14 protein-coding genes and 3 tRNA genes are annotated in these 16,609 nt (G+C 70.7%); 9 read left to right on the top strand and 8 right to left on the bottom strand.

The features are described 5' to 3' along the window. Positions 1 to 14: 14 nt before the first annotated feature. The 4 genes from ACZ592_RS29675 to ACZ592_RS29660 all read right to left on the bottom strand — a co-directional run bounded on the left by ACZ592_RS29675 (position 15) and on the right by ACZ592_RS29660 (position 5,768). Positions 15 to 1,925 (bottom strand): ABC transporter ATP-binding protein, encoded by a 1,911-nt coding sequence (locus ACZ592_RS29675; protein WP_471584721.1) that lies wholly within the window; start codon positions 1,923 to 1,925, stop codon positions 15 to 17. A gap of 14 nt (positions 1,926 to 1,939) precedes the next feature. Next, the gene (locus ACZ592_RS29670) at positions 1,940 to 3,673 is read right to left on the bottom strand and encodes an ABC transporter ATP-binding protein (RefSeq protein WP_471584720.1); all 1,734 of its coding nucleotides are present in this window, start codon (positions 3,671 to 3,673) and stop codon (positions 1,940 to 1,942) included. A 240-nt stretch (positions 3,674 to 3,913) separates the two neighbouring features. Next, complete coding sequence (locus tag ACZ592_RS29665) at positions 3,914 to 5,350, bottom strand: FGGY family carbohydrate kinase (protein ID WP_471584719.1); 1,437 nt, start codon at positions 5,348 to 5,350, stop codon at positions 3,914 to 3,916. Between the two features lie 115 nt (positions 5,351 to 5,465). Next, entirely contained in the window at positions 5,466 to 5,768 is a 303-nt protein-coding gene (locus ACZ592_RS29660) for a YtxH domain-containing protein (protein WP_471584718.1), read from the bottom strand. 225 nt (positions 5,769 to 5,993) lie between these two features. Between ACZ592_RS29660 and ACZ592_RS29655 the strand changes: the two genes are divergently transcribed. The 3 genes from ACZ592_RS29655 to ACZ592_RS29645 all read left to right on the top strand — a co-directional run bounded on the left by ACZ592_RS29655 (position 5,994) and on the right by ACZ592_RS29645 (position 6,408). Beyond that, positions 5,994 to 6,066, top strand: a tRNA-Asn gene (locus tag ACZ592_RS29655). Between the two features lie 5 nt (positions 6,067 to 6,071). Further along, positions 6,072 to 6,144, top strand: a tRNA-Asn gene (locus ACZ592_RS29650). A gap of 187 nt (positions 6,145 to 6,331) precedes the next feature. Then, positions 6,332 to 6,408: transfer RNA gene (locus tag ACZ592_RS29645), tRNA-Ile, on the top strand. A gap of 734 nt (positions 6,409 to 7,142) precedes the next feature. Here ACZ592_RS29645 and ACZ592_RS29640 read toward each other — a convergent pair. Together ACZ592_RS29640 and ACZ592_RS29635 are read right to left on the bottom strand one after the other, a co-directional pair. Then, positions 7,143 to 7,358 carry a hypothetical protein gene (locus ACZ592_RS29640; RefSeq protein WP_471584717.1) on the bottom strand — a complete coding sequence of 72 codons (216 nt, stop codon included), beginning with the start codon at positions 7,356 to 7,358 and terminating at the stop codon, positions 7,143 to 7,145. Continuing rightward, on the bottom strand, positions 7,355 to 7,873 hold the full coding sequence (locus ACZ592_RS29635) for a hypothetical protein (protein ID WP_471584716.1): 519 nt from the start codon (positions 7,871 to 7,873) through the stop codon (positions 7,355 to 7,357). Before ACZ592_RS29635 ends, ACZ592_RS29640 begins: the two co-directional genes overlap by 4 nt. A gap of 225 nt (positions 7,874 to 8,098) precedes the next feature. Here ACZ592_RS29635 and ACZ592_RS29630 point away from each other — a divergent pair, with 225 nt between their 5' ends. The 6 genes from ACZ592_RS29630 to ACZ592_RS29605 all read left to right on the top strand — a co-directional run bounded on the left by ACZ592_RS29630 (position 8,099) and on the right by ACZ592_RS29605 (position 13,575). After that, positions 8,099 to 8,371 (top strand): hypothetical protein, encoded by a 273-nt coding sequence (locus ACZ592_RS29630; protein WP_471584715.1) that lies wholly within the window; start codon positions 8,099 to 8,101, stop codon positions 8,369 to 8,371. Next, positions 8,331 to 8,867, top strand: coding sequence for a DUF6879 family protein (locus tag ACZ592_RS29625; protein WP_471584714.1), 537 nt, complete (start codon positions 8,331 to 8,333; stop codon positions 8,865 to 8,867). Before ACZ592_RS29630 ends, ACZ592_RS29625 begins: the two co-directional genes overlap by 41 nt. 23 nt (positions 8,868 to 8,890) lie before the next feature. Beyond that, positions 8,891 to 9,754, top strand: a complete 864-nt coding sequence (locus tag ACZ592_RS29620; protein WP_471584713.1) for a helix-turn-helix domain-containing protein — start codon at positions 8,891 to 8,893, stop codon at positions 9,752 to 9,754. Between the two features lie 492 nt (positions 9,755 to 10,246). Beyond that, positions 10,247 to 10,645 carry a TOBE domain-containing protein gene (locus tag ACZ592_RS29615; RefSeq protein ID WP_471584712.1) on the top strand — a complete coding sequence of 133 codons (399 nt, stop codon included), beginning with the start codon at positions 10,247 to 10,249 and terminating at the stop codon, positions 10,643 to 10,645. A 129-nt stretch (positions 10,646 to 10,774) separates the two neighbouring features. Then, positions 10,775 to 11,575, top strand: a complete 801-nt coding sequence (gene modA, locus ACZ592_RS29610; RefSeq protein ID WP_471584711.1) for a molybdate ABC transporter substrate-binding protein — start codon at positions 10,775 to 10,777, stop codon at positions 11,573 to 11,575. Between the two features lie 20 nt (positions 11,576 to 11,595). Further along, positions 11,596 to 13,575, top strand: a complete 1,980-nt coding sequence (locus ACZ592_RS29605) for an ABC transporter permease (RefSeq protein ID WP_471584710.1) — start codon at positions 11,596 to 11,598, stop codon at positions 13,573 to 13,575. Positions 13,576 to 13,821: 246 nt separating this feature from the next. On the opposite strand, the gene ACZ592_RS29600 is transcribed toward ACZ592_RS29605, so the two are convergent. Both ACZ592_RS29600 and mreB read right to left on the bottom strand, forming a co-directional pair. Beyond that, entirely contained in the window at positions 13,822 to 15,447 is a 1,626-nt protein-coding gene (locus ACZ592_RS29600; RefSeq protein WP_471584827.1) for a GAF domain-containing protein, read from the bottom strand. Positions 15,448 to 15,501: 54 nt separating this feature from the next. Continuing rightward, positions 15,502 to 16,539, bottom strand: coding sequence for a rod shape-determining protein MreB (gene mreB / locus ACZ592_RS29595; RefSeq protein WP_471584709.1), 1,038 nt, complete (start codon positions 16,537 to 16,539; stop codon positions 15,502 to 15,504). Between the last annotated feature and the right edge of the window lie 70 nt (positions 16,540 to 16,609).

The following is a 16,609-nucleotide window of genomic DNA, read 5'->3' as shown; positions in this document are numbered from 1 at the left end:
CCCGGTCGACCGCGTCAGTCGACCTCGGCGACGGCCTGCGCGAACTGCGCCGCGTACAGCCGGGCGTACGCACCCTCGGCCGCCAGCAGGGCGTCGTGCGTCCCCTGCTCCACGATCGCCCCGTTCTCCATGACCAGGATCGTGTCCGCGTCCCGGATCGTGGAGAGCCGGTGCGCGATGACGAACGACGTGCGCCCGTGCGCGAGGCGGGCCATCGCCTTCTGGATCAGCACCTCGGTACGGGTGTCGACGGAGCTCGTCGCCTCGTCGAGCACCAGGATCACCGGGTCGGAGAGGAACGCCCGCGCGATGGTGATGAGCTGCTTCTCGCCCGCGCTCACGCCCGTGCCGTCGTCGTCGATGACGGTGTCGTAGCCCTCGGGGAGCGTGCGTACGAAACGGTCCGCGTGGGCCGCGCGCGCCGCCTCCTCGATCTCCTCGCGCGTGACGTCCTTCGGCGCGCCGTACGCGATGTTCTCCGCGATGGTGCCGCCGAACAGCCAGGTGTCCTGGAGCACCATGCCGATCCCGGACCGCAGTTCGTCGCGGGACATCGTGGCGATGTCGACGCCGTCCAGGGTGATGCGGCCGCCCGTGACCTCGTAGAACCGCATCAGGAGGTTCACCAGCGTCGTCTTGCCTGCGCCGGTCGGTCCGACGATGGCGACCGTGTGGCCCGGCTCGACGACGAGGGACAGGTCCTCGATGAGCGGCTTGTCCTTCTCGTAGCGGAAGGACACGTGGTCCATGCCGACCTGCCCGCGCAGCTTCTCCGGCCGCTCGCCCGGTACCGGGTCGGCCTCCTGCTCCTCCGCGTCGAGGATCTCGAAGATCCGCTCGGCGGAGGCGACACCGGACTGCACGAGGTTGGCCATCGAGGCGACCTGCGTCAGCGGCATCGAGAACTGCCGCGAGTACTGGATGAAGGCCTGCACGTCACCGATGGACAGCGACCCCGAGGCGACCCGCAGACCGCCCACGACGGCCACGAGGACGTAGTTCAGGTTGGAGATGAAGAACATCAGCGGCTGCATGACACCGCTGTTGAACTGCGCCTTGAACCCGGCCTCGTACAGCTGCTCGTTCTGCTCGGCGAACGCCTTCGCCGACTCCTCCTGGCGCCCGAACACCTTCACCAGGGTGTGCCCGGTGTACATCTCCTCGACGTGGGCGTTGAGCTTGCCGGTGGTCTTCCACTGCTGCACGAACTGCGGCTGCGACCGCTTGCCGACCTTCGTCGCCACGAAGAACGACAGCGGCACGGTGACCAGCGCCACCAGCGCGAGCAGCGGCGAGACCCAGAACATCATCACCAGCACGCCGATGATCGTCAGCAGCGAGTTGATGAGCTGGCCCATCGTCTGCTGCAGCGTCTGGTTGATGTTGTCGATGTCGTTCGTGGCGCGGCTGAGCACCTCGCCGCGCTGCCGCTTGTCGAAGTACGACAGCGGGAGCCGCGACAGCTTCGTCTGGACGTCGCCGCGCATCCGGAAGACGGTCTTGTTGATGGCGCGGTTCGACAGCCGCGTCGCCACGGCCATCAGCAGGCCCGCCACCAGGAACGTGCCGAGCGCGAGCAGCAGGACCTCGCCGACCGCGCCGAAGTCGATGCCCTTGCCGGGCGTGAAGTCGACCCCGGAGAGCATGTCGGCCATGCCGCCGTCACCCTTGGCGCGCAGGGCGTCCAGGGCCTGTTCCTTCGTCGCCCCGTCGGGCATGTCACGGCCGACGATGCCCGCGAAGAGCAGGTCGGTCGCGCGGCCGAGGATCTTCGGGCCGACCACGGAGAGCGCGACGCTCAGGACACCGGCCACGAGCATCGCGTACATCGTGGCGCGCTCCGGCTTGAACTGCGCCAGCAGCCGCTTCCCCGAGCCCTTGAAGTCCATGGACCGCGCGTCGGGACCCATCATCGGTCCACCCATACCACCAGGGGGCATTACGCGGCCTCCGCTTCCGTCAGCTGGGAGAGGACGATCTCCCGGTAGGTCTCATTGCTCTCCATCAGCTCGTGATGGCGGCCCGTGCCCACGACCCGGCCCTCGTCGAGGACCACGATGCGGTCGGCGTCCCGGATGGTCGACACCCGCTGGGCGACGATGACGACGGTCGCCTCGGCGGTCTCGCGGCCCAGTGCGGCCCGCAGCGCCGCGTCCGTGGCGTAGTCGAGCGCGGAGAACGAGTCGTCGAAGAGGTAGATCTCCGGGCGCTGGACGAGCGTGCGCGCGATGGACAGGCGCTGGCGCTGGCCGCCGGAGACGTTGGTGCCGCCCTGCGAGACGGGCGCGTCCAGGCCCTCCTCCAGGCCCTCGACGAACGCCTTGGCCTGGGCGACCTCCAGCGCGTGCCAGAGCTCCTCGTCGGTGGCGTCCGGGTTGCCGTAGCGCAGGTTGCTGGCGACGGTGCCGGCGAACAGGTACGGCTTCTGCGGTACGAGGCTCACGGTCTTGGCGAGCAGCGCGGGCTCGACGGTACCCACGTCCACGCCGCCGACCAGGACCTCGCCCTCGGTCGCGTCGATCAGCCGCGGCACGAGACTCAGCAGCGTCGACTTGCCGCTGCCGGTCGACCCGATCACCGCGGTCGTCTCGCCGGGCCGCGCCACCAGGTGGATGGACTTGAGGACGGGCTCCTCGGCGCCGGGATAGCGGAAGCCCGCGTCCCGGATCTCCAGATGCCCGTGGCTGCGCAGTTCACGCACCGGGGCCGTCGGCGGCACCACGCTGCTGCGGGTGTCCAGGACCTCCTCGATGCGCTCGGCACAGACCTCCGCGCGCGGCACCATCATGAACATGAAGGTGGCCATCATCACGGACATGACGATCTGCATCAGATACGCGAGGAACGCGGTGAGCGCCCCGATCTGCATGCCGCCGCTGTCGATGCGGTGCGCGCCGAACCAGACCACCGCGATCGAGGAGATGTTCACGACGGTCATGACGATCGGGAACATCAGCGCCAGCAGCTTGCCGGTGCCGAGCGAGACGTCGGTCAGATCGGCGTTGGCCTTGCGGAAGCGCTCCTTCTCGTACGTGTCGCGCACGAAGGCACGGATGACGCGGTTGCCGGAGATCTGCTCGCGCAGCACGCGGTTCACCGTGTCCAGACGCACCTGCATGGTGCGGAACAGCGGTCGCAGGCGCCGCACGATCAGGCTCACGCTGATGCCGAGGACGGGCACGACGGCGACGAGCACGCCGGAGAGCGGGACGTCCTGGCCGAGCGCCATCACGATGCCGCCGACGCACATGATCGGCGCCGACACCATCAGCGTGAACGACATCAGGACCAGCATCTGGACCTGCTGGACGTCGTTGGTGGTGCGCGTGATCAGCGAGGGGGCGCCGAACTGGCCCACCTCGCGCGCGGAGAAGGACTGCACCCGGTCGAAGACGGCGGCCCGGACGTCGCGGCCGAGGGCGGCGGCGGTCCGCGCGCCGTAGAAGACGGCGCCGATGTTGCAGACCATCTGCACGACCGTGACGGCGATCATGACGCCGCCGAAGCTGAGGATGTAGCCCGTGTCCCCCTCGACGACACCGTTGTCAATGATGTCGGCGTTGAGGGTGGGCAGGTAGAGCGCTGCGCAGGTCTGCAGGAACTGCAGCAGCACCAACAGGGCGATGGGTTTCTGGTACGGACGCAGATAGGTCCGCAGAAGTCGTATGAGCACGCTCGGTCTCTCGAGGAGTCGGGTGTCGGCCGGTGGGCGAGGTCGCCCCCATACTCCGACACCCCACCCGCCGCCGTGCAACCGATTAACCCATGACCGGGTCAAATTTCAGCCCGGGTACAGAAGTGGGCCGACTTAAGGATCTAGGGCACCCCCGGAAGGCTCCCTTCCGGAAACGGGTGCCCTCCTGGGTGTTCTCCTGGGTGTTCTCCGGATGTCCTTCCGGATAGCGGGTGTCCGTCAGGAGGCCGGTGCCGTGAACGCACCGGGATGGGACTGTTCCCGCACCGTCGCGTACTGCTGGCGCACCGCCTGCCCCACCGTCAGCTCCTCGCCCGGCTCGAACACCTGCGCGGCGGCCCCCTGCCAGAGCGGCAGCTGCCCGGTCAGCGCCCAGGCGGCCTGCCGTGCGGCACCGATCGCCGCGTAGTCCGCGGGCTGCGGCACGACGACCTGCGTACCGAACAGCATCGGCGCCACGGCCTGCACGGCCGGCAGCTCGGCGGCGGCCCCGAGCAGGAACACCCGCCGGACCTCCACCCCGCGCCCCCGCAGTACGTCGAGCGCGTCCCCGAGCCCGCACAGCATGCCCTCGAAGGCGGCCCGCGCCAGGTGCTCGGGCTTCATCGACTCGCGCCGCAGCCCGGTCAGCGTCCCCGCCGCGTGCGGCAGGTTCGGCGTCTTCTCGCCCTCCAGATAGGGGAGGAGCACCAGCCCGTGCGCGCCCGGCGTGGACTTCACGGCCAGCGCGGACAACTCCTGAAGGTCGGTGACCCCGAGCATCTCGGCGGTGCCGCGCAGCACCCGTACGGCGTTCGTCGTCGGAACCACCGGCAGGTGCATCCCCGTGGCGTCCGCCAGCGAGGTGATGCTCCCGCTCGCGTCGGCCAGCGCCTCGTGGTGCACGGCCATCACCGAGCCCGAAGCGCCGAGCGACACCACGGCGTCGCCCCGCTGCACCCCGAGCCCGAAGGCCGCCGCCATCGTCTCGCCCGTGCCGGCGGAGATCAGCAGCCCCTCGGGAGTCGTCCCCGCGGCCTCGGCGGGTCCGATCACCTCGGGCAGCATCGCCTGGTGGCCCAGGGCCAGTTCGACGAGATCGGGACGGTACGAGCCGGTCGCCGCCGACCAGTAGCCGGTGCCGGAGGCGCCGCCGCGGTCGGTGGTGCGCCGGGCGGGCCGGCCGAGCAACTGCCACACCAGCCAGTCGGGCGCCTGGACGAGAGCGGCGACGCGTCGCGCCGCCTCCGGTTCCGTCTTCGCCAGCCAGCGCAGCTTCGTCACCGGCTGCGCGGACTGCGGCACGCACCCCACGGCCTGCGCCCAGGCCTCCCGGCCGCCGAGCCGGTCGATGAGGTCGACGGCGGCCACCTGCGCCCGCCGGTCGTTGCCGACGAGCGCGGGCCGCACGGTGTTGCCGTGCTGGTCGAGCGGTACGAGCGCGTTCTGCTGGGCGGACACGCCGATGGCCTGCACGCCTTCCAGCAGCCCGCCGCCGGCGGCCTCGCCGAGGGAGAGCAGCCACGCCTGCGGATCGACGTCGGAGGGCCTGCTGCCCTCGGCGCTCTCCGAAGGATGCGGGGCATACCCCTGCTTGAGTACGGCGCCCGTGTCCGTGTCACAGACCACGATGCGCGTGAAATCGGGCGAACTGTCCAACCCTGCGACTATCCCCATGTCTGGAATTCTGCCGCACCGCGGGCGACGTCCGTACCTGTGTTCGCTCCCCGTGATCGTCGCCCGCGTCCGCCGCCCGTGTCCGTCGCCCGTGTCGGCCGCCCGTGATCGCCGGCTAGGTGTTGCTGGTGCCCCAGTCGTCCTCGACGCCGCCCTGGCCCCGCTCGCGCAGGGAGCGGACCCGGCCGGCCACCGAGTCGGGCATCTTGTCCCCGACCTTCTCCGACACCGTGTGCAGGGCCTTGCCCGCCACCTCGCGCCCCTGTTGTGTCGCGGACTCGACGGTGTTGCGCACGGCCGGGTTCTGCGAGATCTCCCGGGCGGACTTCTTCAGCTGCTCGTAACGTTCGCGTCCGGCCTTGGTCCCGAGCACGTACCCGAGGGCCAGTCCCGCCACAAATGTGAGCCGGTACCGCATGGCTGCCACCCTTCCCTTGCGTCGGCTTCGCGCGTCTGTCGATCGCCGGTCGCTCGCTTGCTGATCGCTCCGTGCTCGCTCTGTGCCCGGTCTGAGATCGCTCTCGGATCGGCCGGGGGGAACCGATTGGCGGAGCACCCCCCTGCTTGCGCTAATGTATGTGTCGCAGCGAACGCCCGCCGCCCGGAGAGTTCCCAGGTAGGTGCGTTCGATGCAACGAGACGATCCCCTGTAGCTCAATTGGCAGAGCAGCCGGCTGTTAACCGGCAGGTTACTGGTTCGAGTCCAGTCGGGGGAGCTCGGTCTCCTGTAGCTCAATTGGCAGAGCAGCCGGCTGTTAACCGGCAGGTTACTGGTTCGAGTCCAGTCGGGAGAGCTGTACGGAAGGACCCCTGAGGACCCCCTCGGGGGTCCTTTTTCGTGCCTGTTTCGCGCCCGGTGGAACCATGCGGGCAGCGCTGCGGTCCTCATGGTCGAGCGATGCCGACCATCCGAAGCAGGAGATCGTATGAGCGGCTATGCTGCGGCAGACGGCGCGCACAAATGTGCGCGACGCGCCGTTAGGGGCGGTAGCTCAGCCGGTTAGAGCAGCGGACTCATAATCCGTCGGCCGTGGGTTCGAGTCCCACCCGCCCCACCAGAGCGTCGTGGCGCAGGAACGATTCCACCTGCGTCAACTGCGCAAACCCCGCAGGCGTCCTCATCCGGGCGATGCTCGGGTGATCGGCTGCTCGCCCGCTGCTGGCCCGAAGGGCTAATGATCTAGACACGCAGCGGCCCCGGCTGGGGGACATGCCCAGCCGGTGCCTGCTCTTCCACCCACCCCCAGAGCTACGGGGTGCGGGGCGGGCGGAAACCTTCGGGGATGCTGTCGCGCGCTGCCGCCCGCGCCGCCCGCAGTGCCTCGCTCTCGGGCGCCGGCGCCTGGCAGGGGCAGGGGCAGTCCTGTTCGGGGCCCACGATGAGATGCCCTCCGTCGATGGTCACGATCGTCGACAGGTTGCACTCATGCGACTCGGCAACTTTGTCCCGGACGAGCTGCCGCAGACACGGCGGGCACGGCAGGACGGTGATTGCCGGGCATGCCGGGGCGTGGATGAGCCGGGGCTCAGGTCCCCACGTCCGGGTCTCGTAAGCCTCGCCGTCTCGCACCGGGTAGTGGCACAGCCCGCACAGAGGCGAGTCCGGCACGGTCACGGCGCCTCCTGGGGCCGGGACGGCAATGGGTACCGCCGCACGTAACCCGCGGGCCCCGAGCAGCGCTGGTGTCTGACGAAGGTCGCACCTCCGGCGGAGACCGAGACCTTCGCGCCGGTCACCACCGTTTGCCCGGTAAGGATCGGCTCGTCGCAGGTCCAGCAGAGCCGCGTGCCCTCACTCATTTTCAGCCCGCGGTGCCGCCTTGGTGCCGTGTTCCTCGGCGTCCCGGAGGACACGCCGGGTGACCCGGAGCGCGCGCCGGATCCGGGCCGCCTCCGCACAGTCCGACCCGGCCAGGCAGGCGGCGCACTCCAGGGTGTGGGCGAGCTGGATCTCGTAGAGCGTCTGCTCGTGTTGCAGCAGGTCGTCGGTTTCCATCGGGGCGGTCACCGCAGACCTCCTGTGTACACGCTGGAGGCGATGTCGACGAGGGCAGCGACGGCTGGCACCGTGCACAGGTCGCCAGCGGAGCGGGGGCGCACGGCCCAGTGCAGCCCGATGGGACCGGTGAGGTCAGAGGCGGGCACGCTGAGGAACTGACCCGACCCGAGCATGGCGGCCTGGCCCCCGTAGACCCATCGGGCCGGTGGGTACGGCTCGGTGAGCGCGTAGTACATCCGCTGCGGGCTGTGGTGAATCACGGGGCCGTCAAGCAACTCGGCGAGCGTCCGTGTTACGACATCGAGTTCAGTGGTTCCGGCGCCCATATGGACGACCTTCGCGGACAAGCACACCGAGGTGAACCGGGTGCCGAGCGGAAGCAGTGCGGCGCCGTATTCCCGCCACTCCCGGTGCGCTTGCTGCGGCTCCTGCTGGGCGCGCGCCAGCCACTCGAACGCGGCGCCCACCAACGTGGGGGATGCGCCACTTCCCGGCGTGAGGCTTCGGCCCGTACCGTCAGTCATGTCGACTCCATCCAGTCGGCCATGCCCGGGGCCGTTCACGCGGCCGCCGGGATTTGTCGTGTCTACCGACGCTAGGAGTCGGGTGTGCAGGCACTCCACTGTCGTGCGTGGATGTGCACGGATTGAGGCTGCCTGCATCGATGGTGTGTTCGCGGCCTTGACCGGCAGGTGAGTCGAGGCGACGGTGGTGCACACCTGAGCACGGCTCATGAAGAGAGGGCAGCCATGGCCTTAGAGTTCATCGGCATTGACCCGAATACGGGGCAGAGCGGATCCCCGACAGCCTGGGTCGATACGGCAACCGCCGACATCGTTCTGCAGAGTTACACCGCTGACGAGGCGACCCGGGCCGACTGCGTCGAGAACACCGCCCCCGGCCACGCCAAGGGCATCCCCGCCCACGAGACGGTGATCCGGATTCCGGCTCACCTCGTAACGATGTTGAGGGAGGCATGCGATGTCGCCGAGCGCCGAGCTGCGCTTCAACGACCTGCTTGAGGCCAGCACGCGGTCAGCCGTCCACCTGGAAATGCGCGACGCCTACGGCGTTGGTGACGAGGCGGATGACTTTGAACACTGGCGCAGTACCGGCCAGAGGGACACGGACCCGTCCTCGGAGTACTGGGCGCCCTGGGTAGACCTGATCTCCAAGGCGAGCGCCCGCGGTGTGCAATGCCGGCGGGCGCGCATCGTGTCCGAGCCGGTGACCGAGTACATCCGGTACGAACACGCCGGCACGACCGTCAACGTTCAGGCGGGTGAGGATGTCCGCTGGCTGCCCCGCCGGCAGGCCGTCGAACTGCTTGTGCCCGGGTGCGACCTGTGGATCTTTGACGGTGAGCGTGTTCTGTTCAACCACTTCACCGGTGACGGTGGTTGGGCCAGTCCCGGGCTGGAACTGCGCACAGAACCTGACCTCGTTCAGCGCTGCGTCGACGCTTTCGAAGCGGTCTGGGCGCGGGCAATTCCTCACGCCGAGTACAAGATCTACTGACTCGGAACCAGACAGGCCAGCTCATGCCAAACTCGCCGTCATCATCCGCGCAGGACGCACGTGAAGCTGTCTCCGCGCGGCTGCGTGGCATCCGAAAGACCGCAGGGCTCACGGTTGTTGAGCTGGCCAGTCTGTGTGGGTGGCACCACGCCAAGACCTCACGGATCGAGCACGCCAAAACGCCACCGTCTCCGACAGACATCCGGCTTTGGTGCCGGAACTGTGGCGCCCTTGATCAGGTCGACGATCTGATCGCCGCGTCCCTCAACGCGGAGTCCCTGTATCGGGAGTGGAAGCAGCGCACCAAGCAGGGACTGCGCCAGCTGCAGGACGGCTACCTTGATCTGTACCGGGCGACCCGGCTTTTCCGCGTCTACTCGCCCACGCTGGTTCCCGGTCTTCTGCAGACAGAGGGGTACGCCAGGGCTCTGCTGAGTGCGAATGCCCAACTCCTCGACGTACCGAATGACGCAGAGGAGGCAGCGCTGGCGCGGGTCGAGCGGTCGGCCGTCATCCACCGGGCGGGCCGTCGTGTGCTCCTGGTGGTCGAGGAGGGAGCGCTCCGCTACCAGCTGGGTGACCGTGCCGCCATGGCCGCGCAACTCGGCTACCTGCTCACGGCGGGAGCGATGCCCGCCGTGTCCCTCGGCATCATCCCGGCCGCCGTGCCCGCTCGCAGCCTGCACCCGCAGGAGCTCTTCCACGTGTACGACGACACGCTCGTCTCGGTGGAACTGCTCTCTGCGCAGGTGAATGTCACGCAGCCCTCCGAGATCGCCCTGTACCTGAAGGCCTTCGAACAGCTGCGCAGCATGGCCGTGTACGGGCCTGAGGCGCGCGCCCTCATCGTGAGGGCCATTGGCGCCCTCGACCACACCGTCACGTGACGAAGGCCCCCTTCCCGCCCGGAGGCAGGAAGGGGGCCACGTCACGGACGCCACGGTGTGAGGTCGAGGTCCGCCGGGGGTTCCGGTGCAGGGCCTGCCGGAGTATCAGGCCCGACGCGCCTCGCCCATCGCCAGATCTCGATCACGTAGCTGGTCAGGAGGGACCACCCCCGCACGCGCGGGGACCAGCAGGGGCTGAACTGCGGGTTCATTAGGGGGGGTGATTTTGCTTGGTTTGCTTGAGTCTGACATTTGACCTATAGCGCCCTATTGGTTCCGGCCGGGGGGCGGGTAGGTCCTCCCGCCAGTTCTGAATCTAGCCCGGCTTCGGTGGTCCGGGTCGAGAACGAGGTGGGTCGGGGCGTTGCTGCGTGGGAGGGGGGGAGCGTGTGGGTCTCGGGGTTGGGGAATCCTCCAAGGCGGGTCGCATCTGCGATGGAGATCCCGCCCAAGTTTTCCAAATGCGAGCCGATCGGCCGTATCTTGTCGCACATGCAGTCCTACACAATTGGGCAGGCCGCGCGTCTGCTCGGGGTCAGCCCCGATACCGCTCGGCGGTGGGCGGATGCCGGACGGGTCGCCACGCACCGGGATGAAGGCGGACGGCGGCTCATCGACGGGCGGGATCTCGCCGCGTTCTCCGTCGAGGTCGCGCAGAACGGGGGTGCGGGCGAGGAAGACGTCTCGTACACCACCGCCCGCAACGCCTTTCCCGGCATCGTCACCGCCGTGAAGCTCGGTGACGTGGCCGCCCAGGTGGAGATCCAGGCGGGCCCGCACCGTCTGGTCTCGCTGCTGACCAGGGAGGCGGTGGAGGAGCTCGGGCTGGAGGTCGGCATGCAGGCCACCGCCCGGGTGAAGTCCACCAGCGTCCACATCGACCGCGCCTGACGTCCGTACCGACGCGTCTGACAGCTGTAGTGCGTCCACGGTGACGTGCCCGGTGGCTGTGGCGCGTCCGTGACGCGGTCGCGTCGCCTCCCTTCCGCTTCGCCCCGCCCTTCATGAGGAGTCCGTGCCATGTCCCCGAAGCCGACCGCCCGTACCCCCCGCCGTACCGCCGCCGCGGTCGTCACCGCCGCTCTCCTCGTCCCGCTCGCCGCCTGTGGCAGTGACGACGACAGCGACAGCAAGAAGGACGACGGCGGCAAGAAGGACGTGAGCCTCACCGTCCTTGCCGCCTCCTCGCTCACCGACGTCTTCGCCACCGCCGAGAAGACGTACGAGAAGGAGCACCCGGGCACGAGGATCACGGTCTCCGCCGCCGGGTCGCAGGAGCTCGCCGCGCAGGTCAAGCAGGGTGCGCCCGCCGACGTGCTCGTCACCGCCGACACCAAGACCATGGGCGGGCTCAATAGCGAGACCGGTACGCCCACCGTCATCGCCAAGAACCGGCTCGTCATCGCCACCCGCGAGGGCAACCCGGAGAAGGTCACGTCGCTCAAGGACCTCTCGAACAGCAAGCTGAAGGTCGTCCTCGCCGACGACACCGTGCCCGTCGGGCGCTACAGCAAGCAGGTCCTCGACGCTCAGAAGGTCGCCGTGAAGCCGGTCTCCAAGGAGGCCAACGTCCGTTCCGTGCTCAGCAAGGTCGAGCTCGGCGAGGCCGACGCCGGCATCGTCTACAAGACCGACGCCGCCACCGCGACCGACAAGGTGGACGCCGTCGAGATCCCCGACGACCAGAACGCCGTCGCCTCCTACCCGGCCGCGACCCTCAAGGGGTCGAAGAACGGTGACGCCGCCGCCGAGTTCGTGAAGTGGCTCAGCACCCCCGAGGCGCAGAAGATCCTCCGGGACGCGGGCTTCCAGAAGCCGTAGCAGCAGCGATAGCCCTCGCCATGTTCCGCTCACGCTCTCGCGCCCGTACGCGGCCGCCGTTCATGCTCGCCGTTCCCGCTCTGCTCGCCGTCGCGTTCCTGCTGATGCCGCTCGTCGGCATCCTCGCGCGCACCGAGTGGGGCGAGCTCGGCACGCATCTGAGCACCCCCGGAGTCACCCAGGCCCTCAAGCTGTCGCTTGTGGTGTCCTTCTGGGCGCTCGGGCTCTCCCTGCTCCTCGGGGTGCCGCTGGCCTGGCTGCTGGCGCGCGTGGAGTTCCGCGGAAAGGCGCTCGTCCGCTCCCTCGTGCTGCTGCCGATGGTCCTGCCGCCCACGGTCGGCGGTGTCGCGCTGCTCCTCGGGTTCGGGCGGCGCGGGCTGCTCGGGCCCTGGCTGGAGAACACCTTCGGGATCGTGCTGCCCTTCCACACCTCCGGTGCGGTGGTCGCGGCGACGTTCGTGGCGATGCCGTTCCTCGTCATCAGCCTGGAGGGGGCGCTCGGCGGGCTGCGGCCCGGTTTCGAGGAGACGGCCGCGTCGCTGGGGGCCTCGCCGGTACGGGTGTTCCTCACCGTCACCCTGCCGATGGTCGCCCCCGGGCTCGTCGCCGGGGCCGCGCTGACCTGGGCGCGGGCGCTGGGCGAGTTCGGTGCGACGATCACCTTCGCGGGCAACCTGCCCGGCACCACGCAGACCCTGCCGCTCCAGGTGTACCTCCTCCTCCAGGACTCGCCGGAGGCCGCCACCTCGCTGTCCCTCCTGCTGCTCGCCATCGCGATGGCCGTGCTGGCCGGGCTGCGGGGGCGGTGGACGGCTGGGGCGTCGGGGGCCGGGGCCGGGTCCGTACCGGTGCGTGAGCCGTTCTCTGAGGGAGAGGACGACGGCGCGGGTGGGGGTGCCGCTGTCTCTCAGGGGCCGGCAGACCTGGCCGCACCAGTAGCCAAGGAGTCCGCCTCCCGCACGACCTGGGCCCTGCACGCCGACGTCACCGGCCACAACGAGCTCACCCTCGACGCCGAGCCCGGCACCACCATCGCCGTCGTCGGGCCCAACGGCGCCGGCAAGACCACGCTCCTGCGTGCCCTGCTCGGGCTCACCCCGCGCGCCCACGCCCGACTGCGGCTCGGCGAACGCGACGTCAGCGACCTGCCGCCGCACCGGCGCGGGGTCGCCTGGGTGCCCCAGGAGGGTGCCCTCTTCCCGCACCTGAACGCGCTCGGCAACACCGCGTACGGGCTGCGCGCCCAGGGCGTACGACGTGCCGAGGCCCGCCGCGACGCGCAGGCCTGGCTCGACCGGCTCGGCGTCGGGCACCTCGCGCACCGCAAGCCCGCCCAGCTGTCCGGCGGGCAGGCCCAGCGGGTCGCGCTCGCCCGCGCGTTGGCCGCGCGGCCCCGGCTGCTGCTCCTCGACGAGCCGCTCGCCGCCCTCGACCAGACCACTCGCGCACACGTCCGGCACACGCTCCGCCGCCACCTCGACGGGTTCGGCGGCGTCTGCCTCATCGTCACGCACGACCCCGTCGAGGCGGTCTCACTGGCCGACCGGGTCCTCGTACTCGACGAGGGACGTACATTGCAGGACGCGCCGCCCGCCGACGTCACCCGGCACCCCCGCTCGCCGTGGGTCGCCCGCATGCTCGGCCGCAACGCCTGGCCCGGCACCGCGGGGGAGGACGGCACGCTCGCCCTCGCGGGGGAGGGGCGGCTCGTCGTCGCCGATCCGCTGGAGGCGGGGGTGCGGGCGCTCGCCGTCATCGCGCCGGAGGCCGTGTCCGTGCACCGCGAGAAGCCGGAGGGCAGCCCGCGGAACGTCTGGCCGGGGACCGTGCGCGAGATCACCACCGCCGGGAGCCGGCTGCGTGTCCTGATCACCTCGTGCGAGGCGCCCGACCTGGTCGCCGAGATCACCCCGCAGGCCGCGCTCGACCTCGGGCTCGCGGAGGGGGCGCAGATCTGGACGAGCGTGAAGGCGACGGAGGTGTCGGTGGTGGCGCTCTGAGGCTCGGGCGCGGATTCGGGCTCGGGCGCGGGTTCGGGCGCGGGCACGGGCTGGAGCTGGAGCTGGAGCTGGAGCTGGAGCTGGAGCTGGAGCTGTGGGTGGGGGTGGGGCCTGATCTGGGTCCCGGTCTCCCGGTCTGGGTCCGGCCCGGTCCCGGTCTGGGTCCGGCCTGGTCCCGGCTTGGGGCCGGCCTGGATCCGGGGCCGGGTCCGAAGGGGGCGATGCGTCGGTCCCGGCGACCCGTCGTCAGAGTGGTGCCTGCCACGTCGCCGTCGTGCCCGCCTCCACGCCGTCCGTCCGCCCGTCGTCGTACACCGTCAGGCGCACCCCGTCCCTGCCGTCCGGCAGCTTCGCCCGTGCGTCGACCGACACGTCCACGCGGGTCACGCCGGTCCTGCGCGAGGTGGTGGCCAGGGCGCGGCGCAGGGCGGCCAGCAGGTGGCCGTCCGCCGGTTCCGCGATCCGGCTGTCGACGGCGCCGGCGAAGTGCACGGACGGCTGGATGCCGAGCACTGCCGCCGCGCCCGCCGTCTCGCGCAGGACCTTGCCGCGGAAGGTGGCCGGGGCGTCGGCGGGCGGCTGCTGGAGCGCGAAGATCGCGGTGCGGACTTCCTGGATGGTCGACTCCAGTTCGTCCACGGCGTGGTCGAGGGTCGACTCGACCTTCGTCGACCGGGCCCTGCGGCGGGTCGACTCCAGCATCATGCCGGTGGCGAAGAGCCGCTGGACGACGAGGTCGTGCAGGTCACGGGCGATACGGTCGCGGTCCTCGAACACCGCGAGGCGCTGCCTGCTCTGCTGGGCGTCGGCCAGGACCAGGGCCAGCGCGGCCTGCGAGGCGAACTGGGTGGCGAGCAGGCGTTCGGCCGCGGTGTAGGCGGGCGCGCCGCGGCGGCGGGGCAGGGCGAGCGTGCCGATCAGCCGGCCGCCGGCCTGCAGCGGCAGCATCATGCTGGGGCCGAAGCGGGCGCGTACGTGGGTCGTCATGCGGGGGTCGGTCGCCGAGTCGTCGATGTACACCGGTTCGCCCCCGAGCAGCTGGGTCAGGACGGCGCTGCCCGGCTCGATGGTGGTGCCGATGAGATCCGGGTGGTCGGGATGGCCGGGGTGGCCGGGGTGGCCGGCGTGGGGTGCCGGTGCCGCCGGGGCGGTGCCGGGTGTGCGGGCAGGGGGTGCCGGCGGGGAGTCCGGACGAACGCCGTCCCCCGTCCCGCCGGAGGCCGCGGGCCCGCCCGCCGACGCCCCCCACCCGTGCGGCGCCCCGTCCGTGGCCGCCGCCACGATGCGCATGCCGCCCGCCTCCGTGGGCTGCAGGATCACACCCGCCGCCGCGCCCGCGAGGTTCCGCGCGCGGTCCGCGACCGTCATCAGGGCGTCGGCCGCCGCCTCGCCCGTGAGGAGGGCCGTGGTCACCGCCGCCGCCCCCTCGATCCAGCGCTCCCGCTGCCGGGCCGCCTCGAACAGGCGGGCGTTGCCGATCGCGATGCCCGCCTGGCTCGCCAGGACCTTCAGGAGCTGCTGGTCCTCCTCGGGGAAGGGCGCACCCCGCGCCTTGCGCGCCAGGAGCAGGTCGCCGAACGGCTCGTCATGGACGTGGATCGGCACGCGGACGACCGTGCCGTCCGCCGCCGGACGCACCGTCGGCACACCGTCGGGGAAGCGGCCGGGGCCGCCCGCCACGAACAGCTCGGCCGGCCCCTCGTGTCCGGGCGAGCTCACGGCGAGCGTGCCGAGCCCCGCCCCGGTCAGCCGGGCCGCGCTGTCCACGATGTGCTGGAGCGTGGCGCGGAGTTCGAGGTCCGTGCCGACGCTCAGGACCGCCTCGAGGATCGGCTGCATCGAGGGCGGCGGTACGTCCTCTCCTTCGGGCATCTCGGTCACGTACTACGTACTCCGTGGTCGGTGGAGGTGGAGGCGGGTGACTGGTCAGCCGGACAGCGGGTCCAGGACCAGCGGTTGGATCTTGCCCTCCAGCATCGCACCGAGTCCCAGCACGGCGCACACATCAGGTCGTTCCGCGATATGTACGGGCATTCCGGTCGCGTCCCGCAGCATCTGGTCGAGGCCGGGGAGCAGCGCGCTGCCGCCGACCATCATGATTCCGCGGTCCGCGAGGTCGGCCACCAGGTCCGGCGGGCAGTCGCGGAGCACCTTGCCGATGCCGTCGAGGACGGCGGTGAGCGGGGTGTGGATCGCGTCGCGGACCGCGGCCGTGTCCACCTGGACGGAGCGGGCCAGGCCCGTCGCGACGTCCCTGCCGTGGATCTCCGTCGACTCCGGACCCTGCGGTGTGAGGCCGTTGCCCCGCAGCGCGAGCTGGAGCGGGCGTACGGACTGGGACGGCAGCATCAACTCGTGGTGGTGGCGCAGGTGCTGCACGATCGCGTGGTCGATGGCCTCGCCGCCCACCGGGATCCGCTCGGCGGTCACGATCGAGCCCAGCGACAACACGGCGACCTGGGTCGTCGCCGCGCCGCAGACGAGGATCATCGTCGCCTCGGGGCGTTCCACGGGGAGGCCGCAGCCGACCGCCGCCGCGATGAGGGTGTCGACCAGTTCCACGCGGCGGGCCCCGAGCCCGACCATCGTCTCGACGGCGGCGCGCTGCGCCAGCGGGTCGGCGTCGTGCGGGGTGCACGCGGCGGCGCGCAGCCGGGGCTTGCGGCGCAGCGCGCGGCGGAGCTTCTCGCCGAGCAGGTGCCGCAGCATCCGCTGGGCCATCTCGATGTCGACGACGGTGCCGCCGGAGACGGGCCGCACCACACGGATGTACGAGGGCGTACGTCCCGTCATCTGCTCGGCGAACTGGCCGACCGCGATGAGCGCGCCCGTCCTCGTGTTCACGGCGGCGGCGCTCGGCTCGTCGACGACGAGTCCCTGGCCCTTCACGAACACCCGGGTCCTCGCGGCTCCCAGGTCGACGGCGATATGGCAGCGGCGCAACTGCTCCAGACTGACGGTCATGGCAGATCCTCCCGAGAGCGCAGACCGTACGGACCGTCGGACGGCGGTCCTGTCTCGCATCGTGCGGCGG

Source organism: Streptomyces sp. NPDC040622, assembly GCF_055593965.1.
Note: the sequence above shows the minus strand (reverse complement) of the source record. Positions and strands in the feature narration are given on the sequence as shown.